The sequence below is a fragment of the Citreimonas sp. genome (assembly GCF_042096055.1).
In the GTDB taxonomy this organism is placed as follows: Bacteria; Pseudomonadota; Alphaproteobacteria; order Rhodobacterales; family Rhodobacteraceae; genus Citreimonas.
Genome location: NZ_JBELMH010000005.1, coordinates 49,737 through 67,899, shown reverse-complemented (window position 1 = coordinate 67,899; position 18,163 = coordinate 49,737). Strand labels below are relative to the sequence as shown.

Here is an 18,163-nt window from a genome sequence, read left to right as displayed (position 1 = left end):
TGTAACCCATTGAAATCACGTGGGCGCATGCATGTCCCATCGTGGGACATGCCAATTTCAGGCCGACAGCGTCTCGGTCGACGAGAAGAACATCGCCTGGCTGACCGCCGATTTCACCTGTCGCTCGGAGTAGGGCTTGGGGATGATGAAGGCCGGCTCGGGCCGGTCGCCGGTCAGCAGCCGCTCGGGGAAGGCGGTGATGAAGATCACCGGGATGTTGCCCACCGTCTGGAGCAGCTCCTTGACCGCGTCGATCCCCGACGAATTGTCCGCCAGCTGGATATCGGCGAGGATCAGGTCCGGATAATCCTGCAAGCCCAGCTCGACCGCCTTGCGGTGCGTCTGGCCCACCCCCGTGACATGGTGGCCCATCGACGTGACGATGGCGCGGATGTCCATCGCGATGATCGCCTCGTCCTCGATCACCAGCACCTTGCCCGACACGCTGTCGTGCATCTCGTGGTGGGCGATGTCGATGATCTCGCGCGCCTCGTCGGTGCTGATGTCCATGATCTGCCCGATCTCGTGCGTGGTGAACGACTCGATCGTGTTCAGCAGCAGCGCCTCGCGCGAGTTCGGCGTCAGATGGTTGAGGTGGTTCTGCGCGGCCCGTTCCAGCGTCGTGTCCGACGCCTCGACCGGCGTGCCGGCACTGGTCCAGATCATGTGGAACGCCCGGAACAGCGCCACGCGCGGCTCGAGCCCCTCCTTGAGCACCGACCGGTCCTGCAGCACCGCCTCAAGCGTGGCCACCGCATAGGCGTCGCCCGAGGATTGCGTGCCCGTCAGCGCCCGCGCATACCGGCGCAGGAAGGGCAGGTGACGCGCAAGCCGGTCGGAAAGACCTTCGTTCAAATTTGACATCGTTTGTGGTACCCCCCGACCCCATTAAATCTTCGGAACAAACCCAACATGCCCGCGTTCGGTTCCATACAGGCGATGACAAAAAGCGGGCACGGCGAATGGAATTGGCTTCACTCATGAAAGAACGGGACACCGATCGCACCGGCAGGCGACACGAGGCCGATCCGATCAACGAGAACCTCCGGCGGGTCTATGACGGACTGATCGACGACGAGGTGCCGGACCGCTTCACGGACTTGCTGCGCAAGCTGCGCGAACAGGATCAGAAGAAAGACGGCAACACATGAATCATGAACGCGCGGGTGATGACGCGGGTTCGATGGACCCGCGCGAAGAGATTGTGCTGCATCTCAAGTCGATGCGAGCCTTCGCCATGTCCCTGACGCGGGACCTGGCACGCGCCGACGACCTCGTCCAGGAGACGGTGGTCAAGGCGTGGTCCAATATCGACAAGTTCGAACGCGGCACCAACATGCGCGCTTGGCTGTTCACGATCCTGCGCAACACGTTCTATTCCGAACGCCGCAAGGCCCAGCGCGAGTATTCCGACAGCGACGGCGAGATGGCCCGCATGATCGCGCAGAAGCCCGCGCATGACGGTCACCTGGCGCTGAACGACTTCCGCAAGGCGTTCGATGCGCTGCCGGCCGACCAGCGCGAGGCGCTGGTTCTGGTGGGCGCTCAGGGCTTTTCCTACGAAGAAGCCGCCGAAATGTGCGGCTGCGCGATCGGCACGATCAAGAGCCGGGCCAGCCGCGGACGCGCGCAATTGGCCGTGGCCATGGGGTTCGAGAAGAACGAGGAGCTCGAGCTTACCGACGCGGCAACCGTGGCAGTTCTGGCTCGAAATCCAAGGACCTGGTAGGTGACCGATCCCGGGCTTCTCCGGGCGCGCGAGACCGGTTATGCGTCGAGGCGGCGGCGTGACAGCCTGCTCATGCGGGTTGCGCTGCTGCTGACGCTGGCGCTGTTGCCGATCGGGATCGTCGTGATCGCGCAGACCTGGCGCGCGATGGAGAACAGCTCCGAGATCTTCGCCAATACGCTGCTGGCCCAGACCAGCGCCATCGTCGCCCCCGAGCGCGAAGCCATCCACACCACGATAGGTGTCGCCCAGACGCTCGCCGGTGCGTTCGAGGCGCTGGAGCCGGACATGACGGGATGCGAGGCGCTGTTGGCCCGCACCGCGCGCGACAACCCGCGCCTGGCGTTCATCGGCCTCGTGCGCACCGACATGATCGCCCGCTGCAACACGACGGACGAGATCCAAGACTTCTCGAACCGCACCGAGGCGATCCGGATGTTCGAGACGGTCACGCCGTCGATCATGTTCAACGCGCGGGGCGCCGTAAGCGACCAGCCGGTCATCGTCGTCTCCGAGCCCGTCATGGACCCGCAGGACGGCTTCGTCGGGTATATCGTGCTGTCCTTCCCGGTCGCGGGGCTGGGCTTCGACGCGGCGGCCGAGCCGGATCAGCAGGCGACCGTCGTCACCTTCAACCAGGCAGGCGAGATCCTGACATCGTCGGGTCCCGAAACGTCCGTGGGGCAGAACATGCCGCTCGGGGTGGCGCTGCGCGATCTCGTCGGCTCGCCCCCGGTCACGTTCGAGGCGCCGACCCCCGGCGGGGAAGAACGCGTCTTTGCCGTGGCGCCGATCGTGCCGGGCCGGGCCTACGCGCTCGGCAGCTGGAGCCCGGTCGCGCGCGGCGCCTCGGGCAGCGCTTGGTTCCTTGGCGCCACGCTGGGCTTTCCGCTGATCATGTGGGCTGTGACAATGCTGGTGGCGCTGCTGGCGCTGAACCAGTTGGTGCTGCGCCACGTCAACGCGCTGGGCCGCCGGATGCGCAGCTTCGCCGATATCCGCCGCATCTATCGCCCCGCCGACAGCCGCCACGCCCCGACCGAGATCCGCGACATCGACGACGCTTTCGAGCGAATGGCGACGCAGATCATCCGCGACGAGGCGGACCTCGAGAACTCGCTGCGCGAGCGCGAGATCCTGCTGAAGGAAGTCCACCACCGGGTGAAGAACAACCTTCAGCTGATGTCTTCGATCATCAACATGCAGGTCCGCAAGATCGGCAGCGACGAGGCCCGCTATGCCCTGCGGCAGTTCCAGGACCGCGTCGCCAGCCTCGCCTCGGTGCACCAGGCGCTCTACCAGGAGCCGTCGCTGACCCGTCTGCGGGTCGACGTGCTGCTGGGCGACATCGTGGCGCAACTGGCCACCATGGGCTCGGACGACCGGGGCGGTGCCGACCTCGTGCGCGAGCTGGACCCGGTGACGCTGATGCCCGACCAGGCCGGGCCGCTGGCGATGCTGGCGACCGAGGCGGTGGTGAACGCCTTCAAGTACGGCGGCCCCGACGAGACCGGGACGTTCCGCATCCTGGTGAAGCTCGCGCTGAGTGGGCAGGGCGATGACAGGCGCGCTACCCTGACGATCGAGAACACCGTTTCGGCCGAGAAGCGCCCGAACGACGGCACCGGGCTTGGCCGGCAGCTGATCGCGGCCTTCGCGTCGCAGCTCGAGGCGCGGCTGGAAGAGGAAAGCCGCGAGGACCGGTTCATCGTGCGCGTGACCTTCGCGCCGGCGCCGTTCGAGCCCTCCGAGGACGAACCCGCGCCGCTGCCGGAACCTTCGACGCCGCCGACCCGTTGAGCGGGATGTCATTCGATACTCCCCCAGCCGCCCAGAGGACGCCCGTGAATCCGGATCAACAGACCGAGCCCCCGAGCGACGTGAGGGTCCTCATCACCGCGGCCGAGGTCTATCCCGAGATGGAGCGCGCCTTCCTGAACGCGCGCCACGAGATCTGGGCCAGCTACCGCATCTTCGACCTGGCAACCAAGCTGCGCACGCCCGAGGCCAAGGAAATCGGCTCTACCTGGTTCGACCTGATCGTGCATACGCTGCGACGCGGCGTCCGGCTGAATATGGTGCTGTCGGATTTCGACCCGATCATGACGGCCGAACTGCACGGCACAACGTGGAAATCCATGCGTGCCTTCGTTGCAGCGTCCGAGGCGGCGGGTCCCGACGCGCCGCTGAAGGTGACGGCCGCAATCCACCCGTCGCGGGTGGGCCGGCCGCTGCGGCTGGTTCTGTGGCCCTTCGTGCGCCGGCGGCTGAAGCGCATCCTGGCCGGCCTGAACGAAAAGCCCCTGATAGAGCGCGAGCAGATCCTCGCGACGATGCCCGGCCTGCGCACCCACGTGAAGCGCGACCGTGACGGGTACCTGAAGGCCACGCACTGGCCTCCGGCCGACATGCTGCCCGCGACCCACCACCAGAAGATCGCCGTCTTCGACCGCGAGACGCTGTGCGTCGGCGGGCTGGACCTGAACGAACGGCGCTACGACGACAAGGGCCACCACCGCAGCCGCGACGAGACCTGGCACGATGTGCAGGTGATGACGACCGATCGCGGCTACGTCGAAGAGGCGCAGCGGCATCTCGAGACGTTCCTCGACGTCACGGCCGGCCTGCGCAAGCCCGAGCCGAGCCATGACCTGCTGCTGACCCTGTCGCGCAAGCGCAAGGTGACGATGCCGTTCATCGGGCCCAAGCCGCTCGTCACCGCGCTGCGCGACGCGCATCTGGCGCAGGTCCGGCGGGCGGAGAAGCTGATCTATCTCGAGACGCAGTTCTTCCGCGACACGGGCCTCGCGCAGGAACTGGCGGCCGCCGGGCGCAACAACCCCGAGCTCGAGGTGATCCTGATCCTGCCCGCAGCACCCGAGGATATCGCCTTCTACGGCAACACCGGGGCCGACGCGAAGTACGGCGAGTACCTGCAGGCGAAATGCCTCGGCATTCTCGAGGACGCCTTCGGCGACCGGATCGCGATGGGCTCGCCCGTCCGGCCCGAGACGATCGACCAGGACGGCCGCGACACCAGCGCCGGATCGCCGATCATCTACGTGCACGCCAAGGTGTCGATCTTCGACACCACCAGCGCGATCGTGTCCTCGGCCAATCTCAACGGGCGCAGCTTCAACTGGGACACCGAGGCCGGCGTGATGATCGAGAACCCCGAAACGGTCCGGTATCTGCGTCACCGCGCGTTCTGCCATTGGTTGTGCGAGACGCCCGAGGACGCGTTTCACCTGCCCGGGAAGGCCGCCGCGAGTTGGCGGCGCCGCTGCGGCGACAACCTGTCCTGCGCGCCGCACGACCGGCGCGGTTTCCTGGTGACGCACGACCGCGCGCCCGCGCAGAAGATCGGTCGCCCGCTGCCCGGCATTCCGGAATCGATGGTCTGACGACAGGAACTCGGGCGCCGGCCAGACGTTTTGTCACTGAACGACAAAGCCAAGGAGGCACCCATGAACTGGGACCAGATCAAAGGCCAATGGACGCAGATGCAGGGCGAGGCCAAGCGTCAGTGGGGCAAGCTGACCGACGACGACCTGCGCACGATCGAAGGCGACCGCGACAAGCTGGTCGGCGCCGTGCAGGAGCGCTATGGCCGCTCGAAGGACGACGCCGAGCGCGAAGTCGACGACTGGTCGCGCACCCACGCCTCCTGAGGCGTCTGCCGATCGACATCAAGAACCCCGCGGGATTATCTTCCGCGGGGTTTTTTGTTGCCAATAGGGTTCGAAGTCGGCCGTCAGGCCGGGTCCAGGTTCAGCGCCTCCAGGCTGGTGTCGAACACCAGATGCGTGCCCTGCTTGGGGCGGTGGCGCAGGCCCGTTAGCGGCAGGCGAATCCGGCCGTGGTCGTCCATGCCCGTCGTGCCGTCCGAAGCTTCCTCGTCGTCGCTGTGCGACGACACCGCCGTCTTGGGCGCGATGGCAACGCTCACGACCCGGTGGGTGCCGGTCTCGAACAGCAGGTCGGCGACGGTGCCGATCTCGCCGTCGGTGCAGAAGGCGGGCAGACCCATCCAGCTTCCGATCTCCTCCAGCGGGCGGACCAGCTTGTCGCCGTCGGGGGCGGGCGGCAATTCGTGTTCGCGCTGTTCGGCGATCATCTGCTCGAACATCAGAAGCGGCGAATAGGTCGACCCGAAAGGCCCCACCAGCACCGGCGGCCAGGCGCGTAGGTCGACGCGGTCCTCGGCCATGCCCTCATGCCAGCGCGGAGCGGCTTCGAGGTCGGCCTCGGCGATCCGCAGCGTCCAGGCCTGGCCCTCCTCTTGCGGCGGCGCCAGGCGATCGGCCTCGACCAGAACCTCGGTCGTGTCGAGCCAACCGCCGATCTCGACGGCGAGATAGCGAACCAGCCCGGAACCGGGATCGAAGAACGCCTCGCGCAGTTTCGCCTTGCCGCCGTCGGTCGACAGGCTGCGGTTCATCAGGTCTTGGAAGGATTGCAGCATCGGGGCCCCCTTGGCCGGTTCAGGCGTCGTCGAGTTCGCGGGCCTTCTTCTCGGCCCACTCGCGGCCGCGATCGCCGCCCCAGAGCAGCCATGCCACGTAGCCGGCCGACGGATCGTCGTCGTCACCGAAGCCCGACGCGTCCTTGTCGACGGCGTGCCGCTTGAAATAGGCGGTCATGCGCCGGATCGTGTCGGGCGACAGGTTGCGCCGGTTCGACAGGTCGCGGGCGCGGGCGACGCCGACGTTCGTCCCGCCGCGCTTGAAGCGGCGCCGAAGGTCTAGCCCGTGCGCCGCGGCATCGGCCACGTCGCGGGGCGGTGTCAGGTCCGGTTTCTGGGTTTCGGAAGCCATGATGGTCATCGTCCTCGGCCTGTTCGTGCCAGTGGGCCGGTGCCGAACCTGCGCGGCCGGCACCTTCACGTCGACGTCTAAACGCGGACGCGGGCGCGCAAGTTCCGGCGCGGCGGCGCCCCCCACGCGCCCGAGTGACGCGCCGGCATGGGAACCCCTGCCACGCCCGGCGGGTTTCACTGCGAACGGCGCGCGACGGTCGCGCATGCCGGCCGGGGCCTCCTGGCCCGACGCAAGAGGGGCCCCGCGCCCCGCCACGGAGCCCGAAGATGTTCGTCGACACCACCGACCCGAGCGAACGCCGGTTCGCCGCCACGCCGCGCCGTCCGCGACACCCCCTCGCGAGGAGAAAGCCATGAGCCCCGACGGTTCCGAAGGTACGCCGGAATCCGGCAACGCCGATCCGCGCGACAACGACAACGCGGTCCGCCACGACCGCGAGGAAGACTCGGTCTCGAACGCGACGCGGCTGTCGGCGCGGCTGATCTACGAGGTCGTGCGCCGCGACGGCGAGGAAGAGCTGCGCCGGCCGATGAGTTCGCTGATCTTCTCGGCTACGGCGGCGGGCATCCTGATGGGCCTGTCTGTGCTGGGCGAGGCGATCCTGCGCCGGCATCTGCCAAACCAGCCGTCGTCCTTCCTGCTCGAGAATTTCGGCTACAGCCTCGGCTTCATCGTGGTCATCTTCGGCCGGATGCAGCTGTTCACCGAGAACACGATCACAACCGTCCTGCCGGTCATCGCGCGGCCCGAACGGCAATGCCTGATGGACATGCTGCGCCTGTGGGGCGTCGTGCTGGCGGCGAACGTGGTGGGCACGATGATCGCGGCCGGCTTCCTGTCGCAGACGCCCGTCATCAGCCCCGAGGTCAAGGATGCGTTCGTGCAGATCTCGAAACACGCGGTCGAGATGGCGCCCGGCGAAAGCTTCGTCCGCGCGCTGCCGGCCGGGATGCTGGTGGCTGCCATCGTTTGGATGATGCCCTCGGCCGAGGGCAACGCCTTCTTCATCGTGCTGACCTTCACCTGGCTGATCGCGGTGGGCGACTTCACCCACATCATCGCCGGCTCGGTCGAGATGGGATACCTGCTGATGATCGGCGAGATCGGCATCGGCGTCGGCGTGCTGGGCTTCTTCCTTCCGGTCTTGGCCGGCAACGTGATCGGCGGCACGGCCATCTTCACACTGCTGGCCTGGGGCCAGGTTCGCAACGAGGTGAAGCACGGAACTGGTCTGGGCAGGCATGGTTGACCGCCCAAGGGCATACCCGACAATTCAAGATCTACGGAGCGCGCCATGAGCAAGCCAACCGACATTCCCGCGCAGACGCAGGACTCCATGCCGGCGGACGAGCACGAGATGCACCCCCGCCCGGACTACCGGCCGAAATTCCCCGGATCGGGCAAGCTGAAGGACAAGGTCGCGATCGTGACCGGCGGCGACAGCGGCATCGGACGTGCGGTGACCGCGCTGTTCGCACGCGAGGGCGCCAAGGTCGGCATCATCTATCTGAACGAGGACGAGGACGCCGCCGAGACGCAAGCCATCGTCGAGGAAGAGGGCAGCCAGTGCCACGCCGTCCGCGCCGACGTGGGCAAGCGCGACCAGGCCTTCGCCGCGGTGAAGGAGATCGTCGACCACTTCGGGCGGCTCGACATCCTGGTGAACAACGCGGCCCAGCAGATGGTCGAGTTCAACCTCGAGGATCTGCCCGAGGACCAGTTGCGCCAGACCTTCGACAGCAACGTGATGGGCTATTTCTTCTGCACCCAGGCGGCGCTGCCGCACCTGGGCGAAGGCTCGGCTATCGTCAACACCGCGTCGGTCAACGCCTTCAAGGGCAACGACAAGCTGGTCGACTATTCCTCGACCCGCGGTGCGGTACTCGCTTTCTCGCGCTCGATCGCGAAGCAGCTGCTCGACCGCGGGATCCGGGTCAACACGGTCGCGCCGGGGCCGATCTGGACGCCGTTCATCCCCGGCTCGATGCCGCCCGACATGGTCGAGGGCTTCGGCAAGCAGGCGCCGATGGGCCGCCCGGGTCAGCCCTACGAGGTCGCGACTTCGTATCTTTTCTTGGCTTCCGAGGACGGGAGCTATTTCAGCGGTCAGACCCTACATCCGAACGGTGGCATGATCGTTGGAAGCTGAACCACGCACGACCCGCGGCCGCTGGCCGCACAATCCCGTCATCTACCAGATCTACCCCCGCTCGTTCCGCGACAGCACCGGAACGGGCGAGGGCGATCTGCGCGGCATCACCGAACGGCTGGATCACGTCGCCGACTTGGGCGTCGACGCGATCTGGCTGTCGCCGTTCTTCGTGTCGCCCATGTGCGACGGCGGCTACGACGTGGCCGACCATGCCGCGGTCGACCCGCGGTTCGGCACGCTCGAGGATTTCGACGCGCTGGTCGACCGCGCGCACGACCTCGGCCTGCTGGTGATGATAGACCAGGTGTTCAACCACACCTCGAAGGACCATCCCTGGTACAAGAGATCCGCGCTGCGCGAACCGCCCTACGAGAATTTCTACGTCTGGGCGGACCCCAATCCGGACGGCAGCCCGCCGACCAACTGGATCGGCTTCTTCGGTGCGCATGCGTGGCGGTGGAATCCCCGGCGGCGGCAGTATTGCCTGCATCAGTTCCTGCCGTGCCAGCCGTGCCTGAACCATCACTGCCCCGAGCTGCGCGCCCGGCAGAACGCCATCACCGCGTTCTGGCGCGACCGCGGCGTGGACGGCTTCCGCTACGACGCGGTCACGGCCTATTTTCACGACCGGGCGCTGCCCGACAACCCGCCCGCCGACCTGGGCGGCGCGCAGCCGATCAATCCGTTCGAATACCAGCTTCACCAGCACGACATGATGCCTAACGACTGCGCCGCCTTCAGCGCCGAGCTGCGCGATGCCGCCGGCCCGGACGCCTACCTTCTGGGCGAGATCAACGGCGACGACCTGTCGGTCGAGCTCGTGCGGAAATTCTCGCGCAGCGACCGGCTCGACGCGGCCTACACGCAAGAGCTGCCGTCGTCGCCGAAGCTGGCGCCGACGCTGCGCAGGCTGATCGAGGACGGCGCCGGCCAAGGCGCGATGGCGTGGTGGCTGTCGTCGCACGACCAGCCCCGGCGGATCAGCCGGGCCGGCGACGGCTCGGCCCGGGATGCACGATTGCATGCGGGGCTTCTGCTGGCGCTGCCGGGGCCGGTGATGATCTTCCAGGGCGACGAGATCGGCCAGCAGCAGGCCCACCTGGAATACCACCAGCTGCGCGACCAGTTCGACCGCAACTACTGGCCCGCCACCGCCGGCCGCGACGGCGCGCGCGCGCCGCTGCCCTGGGACAGCGAGGCGCCGAACGCGGGTTTCGGCAGCGGCGAGCCGTGGCTGCCGATCGGCACGGCCGAGCAGGGTGGCGTCGCGCAGCAGCGGCAAGACGACGAGTCGGTGCTGGCCTTTCACAAGCGGGCGCTGGCCCTGCGCGCGCGCCTGGGTTTGGCCGATGCGGCCATCGAGATCGAGCAGGCCGACGGCGACCAGCTGGTGCTTCGGCTGCAGGGTGCGAAAGGGCCGGTTGTGGTGGCGCTGAACGAGAGCGACAAGACCTGCCCCGTGCCGCCTCGGGTGGCCGGCCGTGAGCCGCTGCTGGGCAGTTGCACCCTTTCAACGGATGGCCTGCCGCCCCGCTCGGTCTTCTGGTGGCATCTCGACGACGCGGCGCCGGGCGCCTAGCCCAGCGCCAGGCCCAGCAGGAACATGACCAGCGGGACGCCCCCGAAGACCGCCAGCCGCGCATGGGCCGCGTCGACGATCAGGCCGTTGCTCAGGGCCTCGGCCCCGTAGCTGCCGTGCGCGTCGGGGCCCCGCTCCGGGTCCGGCGTATCGAGGTTGTCGGGGCGGTCGCCGGTCTCGTCCGCGCGCGATTTCTGCATTTCGGCGCCGGCGTCCGACAGCTTGCGGTCCAGCCAGCCCGGCGCGATCAGGTGGCCGAACGTCAGCTTGAGCACCGATCTTCCCACGAAGATTTCGCGCGTGCCGTCGCGGACCGCGCGCATCACCGCCCGCGCTGCCAGCTCGGGCTGGAAAACCGGCGCCGCGGGGCGCGGCTGCTTGGACAGCCGGTTGCGCGCCCAGTCGAATTGCGGCGTGTTGATCGCCGGAAGCTGCACGACGCTGAGGCTGATGTCCGACCCGCTGCGGATCAGCTCGCACCGCAATGCGTCGGTGAAGCCGTTGATCGCGTGTTTCGCCGCGCAATAGGCCGCCTGGTAGGGCACCGACCGGTACGCCAGCCCCGATCCCACGTTGACGATGCGGCCCCGGTTGCGCCCTTCCATGAGCGAAAGCGCGGTGCGCGTGCCGTTCACCTGCCCGATGAAGGTCGCGCGCACGATGCTCTCGAACTCGTCCGGCTTGACGCGCTCGAAGGGCGAGAAGCTGGTCAGCATCGCGGCGTTGACCCAGACCGAAACGGGGCCGAGTGCCTCTTCGATCGCCGCGCCGGCGCGCTGGACGGCGATCGCGTCGCCGACGTCGCAGGGCAGGGTCATCACGGCGTCGCCGAGCGTGTCGCGCAGCGCGTCCAGGCGCATCTTTCCGCGGGCGAGAATGCCCACGCGATACCCGTCCGCGATCAGCGCATCGACGACGGCGCGCCCGACGCCGGCGCTGCCGCCCGCAACGACGGCCACTTTGCTGGAGGGCATGGCGAGGTCCTTCGATCTTCGGGTCCGGGTACGTCCGCGGCGCGTCGACCTTTCGTCGCACCGCCTGTGCCTGCCAACGGGTTCGCGGTTCGGCGGTTCCGCGTCGGTCCGGCAACCTTGGGCGGATTTGCGGCGTTGCCCCGGAGGATGAGGATAAAGTCACGGAGGGACCATGGACAGCCTTTTCAACGACTTCGCATCGGACACGTCGCTGGACACCTCGGTGATCATCGTCCGTCTGCTGGGTGCGGCGCTGGTCTGCGGCGTCATCGGGTTCGAGCGCGAAAGCCGCGCCCGACCGGCAGGACTGCGCACGCACATGATGGTGGGTCTCGCCTCGGCGCTCTACTGCCTGATCATGCTCGAGACGCTCGCCGACGCCGGCGACTACTCGGACCGCGTCGCGATGGACCCGATCCGCCTGATCGAGGCGGTGACCAGCGGCGTGGCCTTCCTGGCCGCCGGCATGATTGTCTTTACCCAAGGCAAGGTGCACGGCCTGACCACCGGCACGAGCCTTTGGCTGTGCGCGGCGATCGGCCTCGCGATCGGGTTCGGGATGTGGGTGATGGCGGCGATGACCGCGGCGCTGGCGCTGATCATCATCCGCGTGGTCAAGGGGATGGAGGACGGCGCCCGAAAGCGCCTGACCGACCACGCCGAGGACGAGTGATCAGATCGCGATCCCCGCGACCGACCCGCCGTCGACGCGGTAGTTCGACCCCACGACGAAACTGGCCCGCTCCGAGCACAGGAACACGATCGCGGCGGCCACCTCGTCGGGCTTGCCGCGGCGCTTGAGCTCGATGTTGGGGCGCTCTTCCTCAAGGAAGCCCTGGACCGCCTCTTCGCGGTCCACGCCCTGCGCCTCGGCACGCTTGTCCATCATGCCGTCGGTCATCGGCGTTTCGATGAAGGCCGGCGACACGGTGTTGACCAGAACGCCCCGGTGGGCGGCGACGCGGCTGAGGCCTTTGGCGAAGTTCAGCAGACCGGCCTTGGCGACGTTGTACACCGACTCGTCGGAATAGGGCTGCATCGCGTTTTCCGAGGTCAGGATCACGACGCGGCCCCAGCCGCGCTTCTCCATCTCGGGCTCGAAGACGCGCAGGGTGCGGATAACCGACATGAAATCCGTTTCCCACGCCTCGGACCAGTCGCCGTCCGACATCTCGAGCGGATGGCCCTTGGCGCCGGTCACGCCGGCCGCGCAGACGACGATGTCGGGCATGGTGAACCGTTCGCGGACCGTTTCGGCCAAGCCCTTGACCTGGTCTAGCTTCGTCAGGTCCGCCTGAAGCCCGTTGGCCTGCGCACCCAGCGCGCGCGCGGCCTCGGCCACCTCGTCGCCCTTGATGTCGACGAGGATCACGCTGGCGCCTTCCTGGATCAGTTGCGCGGCGGTGGCCCGGCCGATGCCCGAGGCGCCCCCGGTGATCAGCGCGGTCTTGCCTTTCAGTCCGAAATCCATCGGTGCTTCCTTCCGTGTCTTTGGTTCGGGCTTCAACGTACGCCTGCCGAGGCGGTTCCTGCGCGCTCACGCGCCCGCGATTGGCCCGCCCAAGTGCAGGTTCAGCCGGTCCAGCACGGCGTTGACCGAGGCCGCCTGCGCCGGTGTGACGCGCGCATCGTTCGGCCGCCCTTCGAGCGTGTCGAGGAACGGCTCGATCCCTTCGCCGGCGTCGGGTTCGGACAGCGCATGAGTGGCCACGGGTTTATCTTGACCGCGCTGCCGGATCGTCAGTTCGCCGTCGATCAGCCGCGCGTGGCCGCGATCGCCCACAAGGTCGAGTTCCAGCCGCATCGCCGCATCGGTCCAGCCTGCCTCGACCGTGGCGGTCGCGCCGTCATCCAGCCGCAGCACCGCCGTCCCGTGATCGTCGACCGGCCAGCCCAGCGCATTCGCGGTGACGGCGTGGCCGGACGTGACGGGACCCAGAAGCCATTGCAGCAGGTCGATGCAATGCACGGCCTCGTCGACGAAGCCGTCGTAGCAGGCCAGCGCGGGATCGGTCATCCAGCAATCGAGGTCCAGCCAGTCGGCGAAGCCGCCGTCGTGGGAGAACCGCATCCGCGCCTCGTGCACGCGGCCCAGCAACCCGCCATCGACCGCGTCCTTCAGCGCCTTCAGCGCGGCGTTCGTTCGGAAGAAATAGCCGGTCTGCAGGTCCAGTCCGGTCTGGTCTGCCAGCGCCACGCAGCGCGCCGCCGCCTCGGCGCTGCCAGCGAGCGGTTTTTCGGTGAACACGGGCAGTCCGGCGCGGAGGGCGGCGGTGATGTCCGCCTCATGGTGCGCCGTCTCTGAGCAGACCAGCGCGCCGGCGGCATCCGCGGGCAGTTCCGAGAGATCCTCCAGCGCCGTGGCGCCGAGCCGCTCACACAGCTGCGCGCGGCGGCTTGCGTCGCGGTCGTGCACTGCCGAGATCCGCCAGCCGCGCGCCGCCAGGTGGTCCAGGTGGTCGTCCAGGTGCACGTGCGCGCCGCCCAGCAGGATCAGCGTCCGGTTCATGTGGGGCTCCTCTCGTCGATCCTGTCGCGCGCCACGTCGGGCGCGGGGGCGTCGATCTCGGCGCTGCGCGTCTGGAATTCGCCGCGCAGGCGGGGCAGGGCCTCGGGGTGGGCGCCCTGAAGCCAGACGATCATCTTCTCGCGCACCTCGCAGCGCAGGTCCCAGGCCTGAGGCGAGGTGCGCGCACTCATCAGCGCGCGCAGGGCGACGGTGTCCTTGTCGGTGTCGACCACCTGCAGGACGGAAACCTTGCCGTCCCAATGCGGCGAGGCTTGCACGACCTCTTCGAGCTTGGCGCGCATCGCGTCCATCGGCACGGTGTAGTCGAGATACCAGTAGACCGACCCGATGATCGACGCGCTGTCGCGGGTCCAGTTCTGGAACGGCTTCTCGATGAAGTAGCTGAGCGGCACGACCATGCGCCGCCAGTCCCAGATGCGTACCACGACGTAGGTGGCGAAGATCTCCTCGACCCAGCCCCATTCGCCCTCGACGATCACCACGTCCTCGAGCCGGATCGGCTGGGTGATGGCGATCTGCACGCCGGCGATCAGGTTCGCCAGGACCGGCCGCGCGGCGAGGCCCAGGATCAGGCCCGCGGCGCCGGCCGAGGCGAACAGCGACAGCCCGTATTCCTGCACCGTGTCGAAGGTCAGCAGCACCGCGCCGACCGTCAGGATCCCCAGCACGATGGTCGTCGTGCGCCGCAGCACGCGGATCTGCGTGACGAACTTGCGCGCGGCCAGGTTGTCCTCGGTGTCGAAGCGGTGCCGCCGGATAGAGCGGTCGGTGAAGTGATTCACCAGCAGGATCGCCGTCCAGCCCAGAAACACGATCAACAGGATCAGGATGATGTGCCCGATGCCGCGCTCCCACCCGAAGGGCAGGTGCAGCCGCGGCACCACGATCGCCAGCGCTGCGAGGATCATGGCAAGCCGCAGAGGTCGCCGCGCCCGCCGCAGAAGCGAGCCGAGCATGCCCGTGTCGGTATCCGCGAAGCGCAGCAGCACCCGGAACAGGACGAAGTGCAGACCCACCGCCGCGGCCACGGCGAGCGCCATGATCAGGATGGGCCCGCCGGCCTGCGGCATCCGGCCGATCACGGCTTCGCCCGCATCGAGAAGCTCGGCCGGGTTCATCACCAGAACCAGATGATGACGCCGGTCATGCACACCACCAAAAGCGCGGACCACAATGTCCGGTCACGCCAGATCGGGCGTTCGAGCGTGGTGAAAATCTCCTTCGCCTCGTCGCGTTTCCATACCAGCGCCTCGGTATCCTCTTCCTTCGGCTGGCGCGTCATCGCCGACAGGCCGAAATGGATCGCGATGCCGATGAACATCATGATCGAGGACATCACCGTGTAGTGGATCTCGGGCAGGCCGAGGTTCGACCAGATGCTGGTGACCTCCTTGAGGATGAACAGCGGGATGCCCAGCACGAGGCCCGCTACGATCGCCCAGAACGCGCCGGTGCCGTTCAGCCAGGGCACGAAGAGGCCCAGGATGTAGACCACGACGATGGTCGGCACGACGTAGCTCAGCGACGACTGGAAATAGCCGAACAGCGACTCGAAGCTGGAGATCGATGGCGCGTAGATCGCGCCGAAGACCATGACGACGCCGGTCACGATGCGGCCCAGCCAGACCTGGCGCGCTTCGTTGACGTCCCAGATCGGCTGCACGAAGTCCTTCACCACCAGAGTCGAGGCGGAGTTCATCGCCGAGTCGAGCGACGACATGATCGCCGCGATCAGCGCGGCCATGATCAGCCCGCGGATGCCGATGGGCATAAGCTCGAACGCCAGGGTCGGGAAGGCGAGGTCGGGCGTTTCGAGGTCGGGGTAGAGCTTCAGCGCGATCAGGCCGGGCAGGATCATCAGGAACAGGTTGGGCAGCTTCAGGAAACCGGCGAACAATGCGCCGATCTGGCCCTCGCGCAGGTCCTTGGCGCCCAGCGTGCGCTGCACGACGAACTGGTTGATCGACCAGTAGTAGAAGCCCAGCAGCACGACGCCCCACAGACCCGTCCAGGGCAGGAAGTCGTCCGAGGCGGGCAGGATCAGGTGCTTCTTCTCCTCGGGGATGCCGACGAACAGTTCCTGCCAGCCGCCGATCTCGTTCAAGCCGATCCAGAACAGCGCGCCCGCGCCGATGATCAGCAGGATCGCCTGCACCGTGTCGGTGACCACGACCGCCGAAAGGCCGCCGAGGATCGTGTAGATGCCGGCCACCAGCGCCAGCACCGCGACTGCGGTCCACAGGTTCAGGTAGCCGGTCACGTTCGAGATCACCAGACCGCCGGCGTAGAGCGCCCCGGCCGTGTCGATGAACAGGATGGCCAGAATGGTGAACAACGAGAACGCCCGGCGCGAGCGCACGTCGTAACGCTCTTCCAGGAACTCGGGCACGGTCGAGATTTTGGCCCGCAGGTAGGACGGCAGGATGAAGATCGCGAACAGGATAAGCACGAAGGCCGCCGTCCACTCGTAGTTGAAAATCACCACGCCGTTGGCGTAGCTGCCGCCCATCAGGCCGACGAAACTGGACCCCGACATGTTCGAGGCGAAGAGCGAGAAACCGATGAGGTACCAAGGCAGGGATCGACCGGCGAGGAAGTAGCTGTCCGCGCCGCTGTCGAGCTTTCGGGACACGTAGATCCCGTGGCCGATGATCGCCACGAAATAGATCAGCACGATCGTGTAATCGATCCAGTGTAGGTCGAACTTCGCGTCCCCCATGGGTACCTCCGGACTCGAGAAACTGCTTCCTGAACGGGACGGCAGCCATTGAAGTTCCTTGCGCAATTCCCGCGGGGGTTGCGTGCCCGGCGCGCGTGGGCGCTGAAAACTACGCGCTCGCGCCATGTCGTGCGGGTTCGGCGGAAAACCGAACGGCCTAAGCCGCACAGTGCTGAAGTTGCGCCGCCAGGCGATGAGTAAGCTGGATCAACGCAGGTGGAACCCGCTGGGTTGCCGGACCCTTTCGCGGGAAGATTTACAGGAACCGCTGCAGGTACCCCGGGTTGAAGTCCCGAGACGACCTGACAGGAGAGAGCGATGCCGGCCCAGTTTTCCCGCCGCGCCATCCTTGGCCAGATCGCGTTGGGCGGCGCGCTGGCCGCCGGTGCGCCCGTCCGCCACGCCTTCGCGCAGATGGACGACCGGCCGTGGTTCTTCCTGACCGACGACGAGGCCCGCTGGCTGGCCGCCATCGTCGACGTGTTCATCCCCGAGGACGATTACCCCTCGGCCAGCCAGGCCGGCGTGGTCGACTACATCGATTTCCAGATGGCCACCCATTACGGCGAGGGCGCGCGCCTGTACCTCGAGGGGCCGTTCTACACCGGCACGCCCGAGCAGGGTTACCAGGCGCCCTATCCGCCGGCGGAATTGCTGCGCCGGGGCATCGCCGCCGCGATGGCCGAGGACGACGTGACCGCGCAGGACGCGGCCGGACGCGAACGCTACGTGCAGGCGATGTCGGAATCCGACGGCATGATGGGCGACACCGATGTGCCGGTGGTGACCTTCTTCACCGAGCTTCTGAGCCTCGCGAACGAGGGCTACTTCTCGGACCCGATCTACATGGGCAACAACGCCTATGCCGGGTGGAAGATGGTCGGCTTCCCCGGTGCGCACGCCTACTACCTCTCCCACGTCGACAAGCACGACCGCCCCTTCGACAAGCCGCCGATGGGCATCGCGCACGGCGAATACCCCCGGACGCCGCCCCGCAGCGTCGGACAGGAGAGCTGATCCATGGCCCCCACGACGCTTCCCAAGACAGACGTGCTGATCATCGGCGGTGGCTGGACCGGCCTGACCGCGGCCTACGAACTGGCCCATGCCGGGCAGCGCTGCATCATCCTGGAACGGGGCGAGCATCGCCACGACGCCACCAGCTTCGCCGGCCCCGAAGAGCATGACGAGCTGAAATACGCGATACGCCACCACCACATGGTCGACGTCAAGAAAGAGACGCTGACCTTCCGCAACGACCGCGGCCAGCAGTCGCTGCCCATGCGCCGGCTGGGGTCGTTTCTGCCAGGCTCGGGCCTGGGCGGCGCCGGCATCCACTGGAACGGGCAGCTCTGGCGCGCGCTGCCCAGCGATCTGGAGATGCGCACGCATTACGAGAACCGCTACGGCAGCCAGTTCATCCCCGAGGACTTGAATGTACAGGATTGGGGCGTCACCTACGACGAGCTCGAGCCGCACTACGACTTCTTCGAGCGGATCTGCGGCGCCGCGGGCTATGCCGGCAACCTGCAGGGCGAGCAGCGCGAGGGCGGCAACGTCTTCGAGGGGCCGCGCAGCCAGGACTATCCCAACCCGGCGATGAAACAGCCGATCTCGAACACGCTGTTCGGGCGTGCGGCGGAACGCATGGGCCTGCACC

Annotated in this window: 19 protein-coding genes; 11 read left to right on the top strand and 8 right to left on the bottom strand. The window is 67.5% G+C overall.

Annotated elements, in window-relative coordinates:
- Positions 1-57 precede the first annotated feature (57 nt).
- A complete protein-coding gene (locus ACFDTC_RS02720) occupies positions 58-864 on the bottom strand; it encodes a response regulator (RefSeq protein WP_375257330.1) in 807 nt (268 codons plus the stop codon).
- Positions 865-980: 116 nt separating this feature from the next.
- On the opposite strand from ACFDTC_RS02720, the gene ACFDTC_RS02715 reads away from it, so the two are divergent.
- The 5 genes from ACFDTC_RS02715 (at position 981) to ACFDTC_RS02695 (ending at position 5,400) form a co-directional block, all read left to right on the top strand.
- Positions 981-1,151 carry a NepR family anti-sigma factor gene (locus ACFDTC_RS02715; protein ID WP_375257329.1) on the top strand — a complete coding sequence of 57 codons (171 nt, stop codon included), beginning with the start codon at positions 981-983 and terminating at the stop codon, positions 1,149-1,151.
- Between the two features lie 32 nt (positions 1,152-1,183).
- Complete coding sequence (locus ACFDTC_RS02710; protein ID WP_375257328.1) at positions 1,184-1,729, top strand: RNA polymerase sigma factor; 546 nt, start codon at positions 1,184-1,186, stop codon at positions 1,727-1,729.
- The gene (locus ACFDTC_RS02705) at positions 1,730-3,529 is read left to right on the top strand and encodes a sensor histidine kinase (RefSeq protein WP_375257327.1); all 1,800 of its coding nucleotides are present in this window, start codon (positions 1,730-1,732) and stop codon (positions 3,527-3,529) included. It abuts the gene before it with no gap.
- 80 nt (positions 3,530-3,609) lie between these two features.
- Entirely contained in the window at positions 3,610-5,133 is a 1,524-nt protein-coding gene (locus ACFDTC_RS02700; protein WP_375257326.1) for a phospholipase D family protein, read from the top strand.
- A gap of 63 nt (positions 5,134-5,196) precedes the next feature.
- Positions 5,197-5,400, top strand: a complete 204-nt coding sequence (locus tag ACFDTC_RS02695) for a CsbD family protein (protein ID WP_375257325.1) — start codon at positions 5,197-5,199, stop codon at positions 5,398-5,400.
- 83 nt (positions 5,401-5,483) lie between these two features.
- On the opposite strand, the gene ACFDTC_RS02690 is transcribed toward ACFDTC_RS02695, so the two are convergent.
- Together ACFDTC_RS02690 and ACFDTC_RS02685 are read right to left on the bottom strand one after the other, a co-directional pair.
- On the bottom strand, positions 5,484-6,194 hold the full coding sequence (locus ACFDTC_RS02690) for a hypothetical protein (protein ID WP_375257324.1): 711 nt from the start codon (positions 6,192-6,194) through the stop codon (positions 5,484-5,486).
- A gap of 19 nt (positions 6,195-6,213) precedes the next feature.
- Entirely contained in the window at positions 6,214-6,753 is a 540-nt protein-coding gene (locus ACFDTC_RS02685) for a hypothetical protein (protein WP_375257323.1), read from the bottom strand.
- Between the two features lie 148 nt (positions 6,754-6,901).
- Here ACFDTC_RS02685 and ACFDTC_RS02680 point away from each other — a divergent pair, with 148 nt between their 5' ends.
- From ACFDTC_RS02680 to ACFDTC_RS02670, 3 genes are read left to right on the top strand one after another with little or no spacing between them, the layout of a single operon-like run.
- Positions 6,902-7,798 carry a formate/nitrite transporter family protein gene (locus tag ACFDTC_RS02680; RefSeq protein ID WP_375257322.1) on the top strand — a complete coding sequence of 299 codons (897 nt, stop codon included), beginning with the start codon at positions 6,902-6,904 and terminating at the stop codon, positions 7,796-7,798.
- 45 nt (positions 7,799-7,843) lie between these two features.
- The gene (locus ACFDTC_RS02675) at positions 7,844-8,698 is read left to right on the top strand and encodes an SDR family oxidoreductase (RefSeq protein WP_375257321.1); all 855 of its coding nucleotides are present in this window, start codon (positions 7,844-7,846) and stop codon (positions 8,696-8,698) included.
- On the top strand, positions 8,688-10,280 hold the full coding sequence (locus ACFDTC_RS02670) for an alpha-amylase family glycosyl hydrolase (RefSeq protein ID WP_375257320.1): 1,593 nt from the start codon (positions 8,688-8,690) through the stop codon (positions 10,278-10,280). Before ACFDTC_RS02675 ends, ACFDTC_RS02670 begins: the two co-directional genes overlap by 11 nt.
- Here ACFDTC_RS02670 and ACFDTC_RS02665 read toward each other — a convergent pair.
- Complete coding sequence (locus ACFDTC_RS02665; protein WP_375257319.1) at positions 10,277-11,254, bottom strand: SDR family oxidoreductase; 978 nt, start codon at positions 11,252-11,254, stop codon at positions 10,277-10,279. The genes ACFDTC_RS02670 and ACFDTC_RS02665 overlap by 4 nt on opposite strands.
- Positions 11,255-11,426: 172 nt before the next feature.
- On the opposite strand from ACFDTC_RS02665, the gene ACFDTC_RS02660 reads away from it, so the two are divergent.
- On the top strand, positions 11,427-11,927 hold the full coding sequence (locus ACFDTC_RS02660; RefSeq protein ID WP_375257318.1) for an MgtC/SapB family protein: 501 nt from the start codon (positions 11,427-11,429) through the stop codon (positions 11,925-11,927).
- On the opposite strand, the gene ACFDTC_RS02655 is transcribed toward ACFDTC_RS02660, so the two are convergent.
- From ACFDTC_RS02655 to ACFDTC_RS02640, 4 genes are all read right to left on the bottom strand, one after another.
- Positions 11,928-12,725 carry an SDR family NAD(P)-dependent oxidoreductase gene (locus ACFDTC_RS02655; protein WP_375257317.1) on the bottom strand — a complete coding sequence of 266 codons (798 nt, stop codon included), beginning with the start codon at positions 12,723-12,725 and terminating at the stop codon, positions 11,928-11,930. It lies immediately after the preceding gene.
- A gap of 66 nt (positions 12,726-12,791) precedes the next feature.
- Positions 12,792-13,763: a Gfo/Idh/MocA family protein gene (locus ACFDTC_RS02650; protein ID WP_375257316.1), complete on the bottom strand. Its 972-nt coding sequence runs from the start codon at positions 13,761-13,763 to the stop codon at positions 12,792-12,794.
- Entirely contained in the window at positions 13,760-14,902 is a 1,143-nt protein-coding gene (locus tag ACFDTC_RS02645) for a mechanosensitive ion channel family protein (protein WP_375257315.1), read from the bottom strand. The genes ACFDTC_RS02650 and ACFDTC_RS02645 overlap by 4 nt, the downstream gene beginning before the upstream one ends.
- On the bottom strand, positions 14,902-16,503 hold the full coding sequence (locus ACFDTC_RS02640) for a sodium:solute symporter (protein ID WP_375257314.1): 1,602 nt from the start codon (positions 16,501-16,503) through the stop codon (positions 14,902-14,904). The genes ACFDTC_RS02645 and ACFDTC_RS02640 overlap by 1 nt, the downstream gene beginning before the upstream one ends.
- A 318-nt stretch (positions 16,504-16,821) precedes the next feature.
- Between ACFDTC_RS02640 and ACFDTC_RS02635 the strand changes: the two genes are divergently transcribed.
- Together ACFDTC_RS02635 and ACFDTC_RS02630 are read left to right on the top strand one after the other, a co-directional pair.
- Positions 16,822-17,520 (top strand): gluconate 2-dehydrogenase subunit 3 family protein, encoded by a 699-nt coding sequence (locus ACFDTC_RS02635; protein WP_375257313.1) that lies wholly within the window; start codon positions 16,822-16,824, stop codon positions 17,518-17,520.
- Between the two features lie 3 nt (positions 17,521-17,523).
- Positions 17,524-18,163, top strand: a 640-nt coding sequence (locus ACFDTC_RS02630; protein ID WP_375257312.1) for an FAD-dependent oxidoreductase, incomplete at its 3' end; no start/stop codon positions are given.

What these genes read in the sequence shown, in the direction of transcription:
- ACFDTC_RS02720 (WP_375257330.1), bottom strand. Translation starts at nt 864, where the DNA reads ATGTCAAATTTGAACGAAGGTCTTTCCGACCGGCTTGCGCGTCACCTG.
- ACFDTC_RS02715 (WP_375257329.1), top strand. Translation starts at nt 981, where the DNA reads ATGAAAGAACGGGACACCGATCGCACCGGCAGGCGACACGAGGCCGAT.
- ACFDTC_RS02710 (WP_375257328.1), top strand. Translation starts at nt 1,184, where the DNA reads ATGGACCCGCGCGAAGAGATTGTGCTGCATCTCAAGTCGATGCGAGCC.
- ACFDTC_RS02695 (WP_375257325.1), top strand. Translation starts at nt 5,197, where the DNA reads ATGAACTGGGACCAGATCAAAGGCCAATGGACGCAGATGCAGGGCGAG.
- ACFDTC_RS02690 (WP_375257324.1), bottom strand. Translation starts at nt 6,194, where the DNA reads ATGCTGCAATCCTTCCAAGACCTGATGAACCGCAGCCTGTCGACCGAC.
- ACFDTC_RS02685 (WP_375257323.1), bottom strand. Translation starts at nt 6,753, where the DNA reads ATGCGCGACCGTCGCGCGCCGTTCGCAGTGAAACCCGCCGGGCGTGGC.
- ACFDTC_RS02680 (WP_375257322.1), top strand. Translation starts at nt 6,902, where the DNA reads ATGAGCCCCGACGGTTCCGAAGGTACGCCGGAATCCGGCAACGCCGAT.
- ACFDTC_RS02675 (WP_375257321.1), top strand. Translation starts at nt 7,844, where the DNA reads ATGAGCAAGCCAACCGACATTCCCGCGCAGACGCAGGACTCCATGCCG.
- ACFDTC_RS02665 (WP_375257319.1), bottom strand. Translation starts at nt 11,254, where the DNA reads ATGCCCTCCAGCAAAGTGGCCGTCGTTGCGGGCGGCAGCGCCGGCGTC.
- ACFDTC_RS02660 (WP_375257318.1), top strand. Translation starts at nt 11,427, where the DNA reads ATGGACAGCCTTTTCAACGACTTCGCATCGGACACGTCGCTGGACACC.
- ACFDTC_RS02655 (WP_375257317.1), bottom strand. Translation starts at nt 12,725, where the DNA reads ATGGATTTCGGACTGAAAGGCAAGACCGCGCTGATCACCGGGGGCGCC.
- ACFDTC_RS02650 (WP_375257316.1), bottom strand. Translation starts at nt 13,763, where the DNA reads ATGAACCGGACGCTGATCCTGCTGGGCGGCGCGCACGTGCACCTGGAC.
- ACFDTC_RS02645 (WP_375257315.1), bottom strand. Translation starts at nt 14,902, where the DNA reads ATGAACCCGGCCGAGCTTCTCGATGCGGGCGAAGCCGTGATCGGCCGG.
- ACFDTC_RS02640 (WP_375257314.1), bottom strand. Translation starts at nt 16,503, where the DNA reads ATGGGGGACGCGAAGTTCGACCTACACTGGATCGATTACACGATCGTG.
- ACFDTC_RS02635 (WP_375257313.1), top strand. Translation starts at nt 16,822, where the DNA reads ATGCCGGCCCAGTTTTCCCGCCGCGCCATCCTTGGCCAGATCGCGTTG.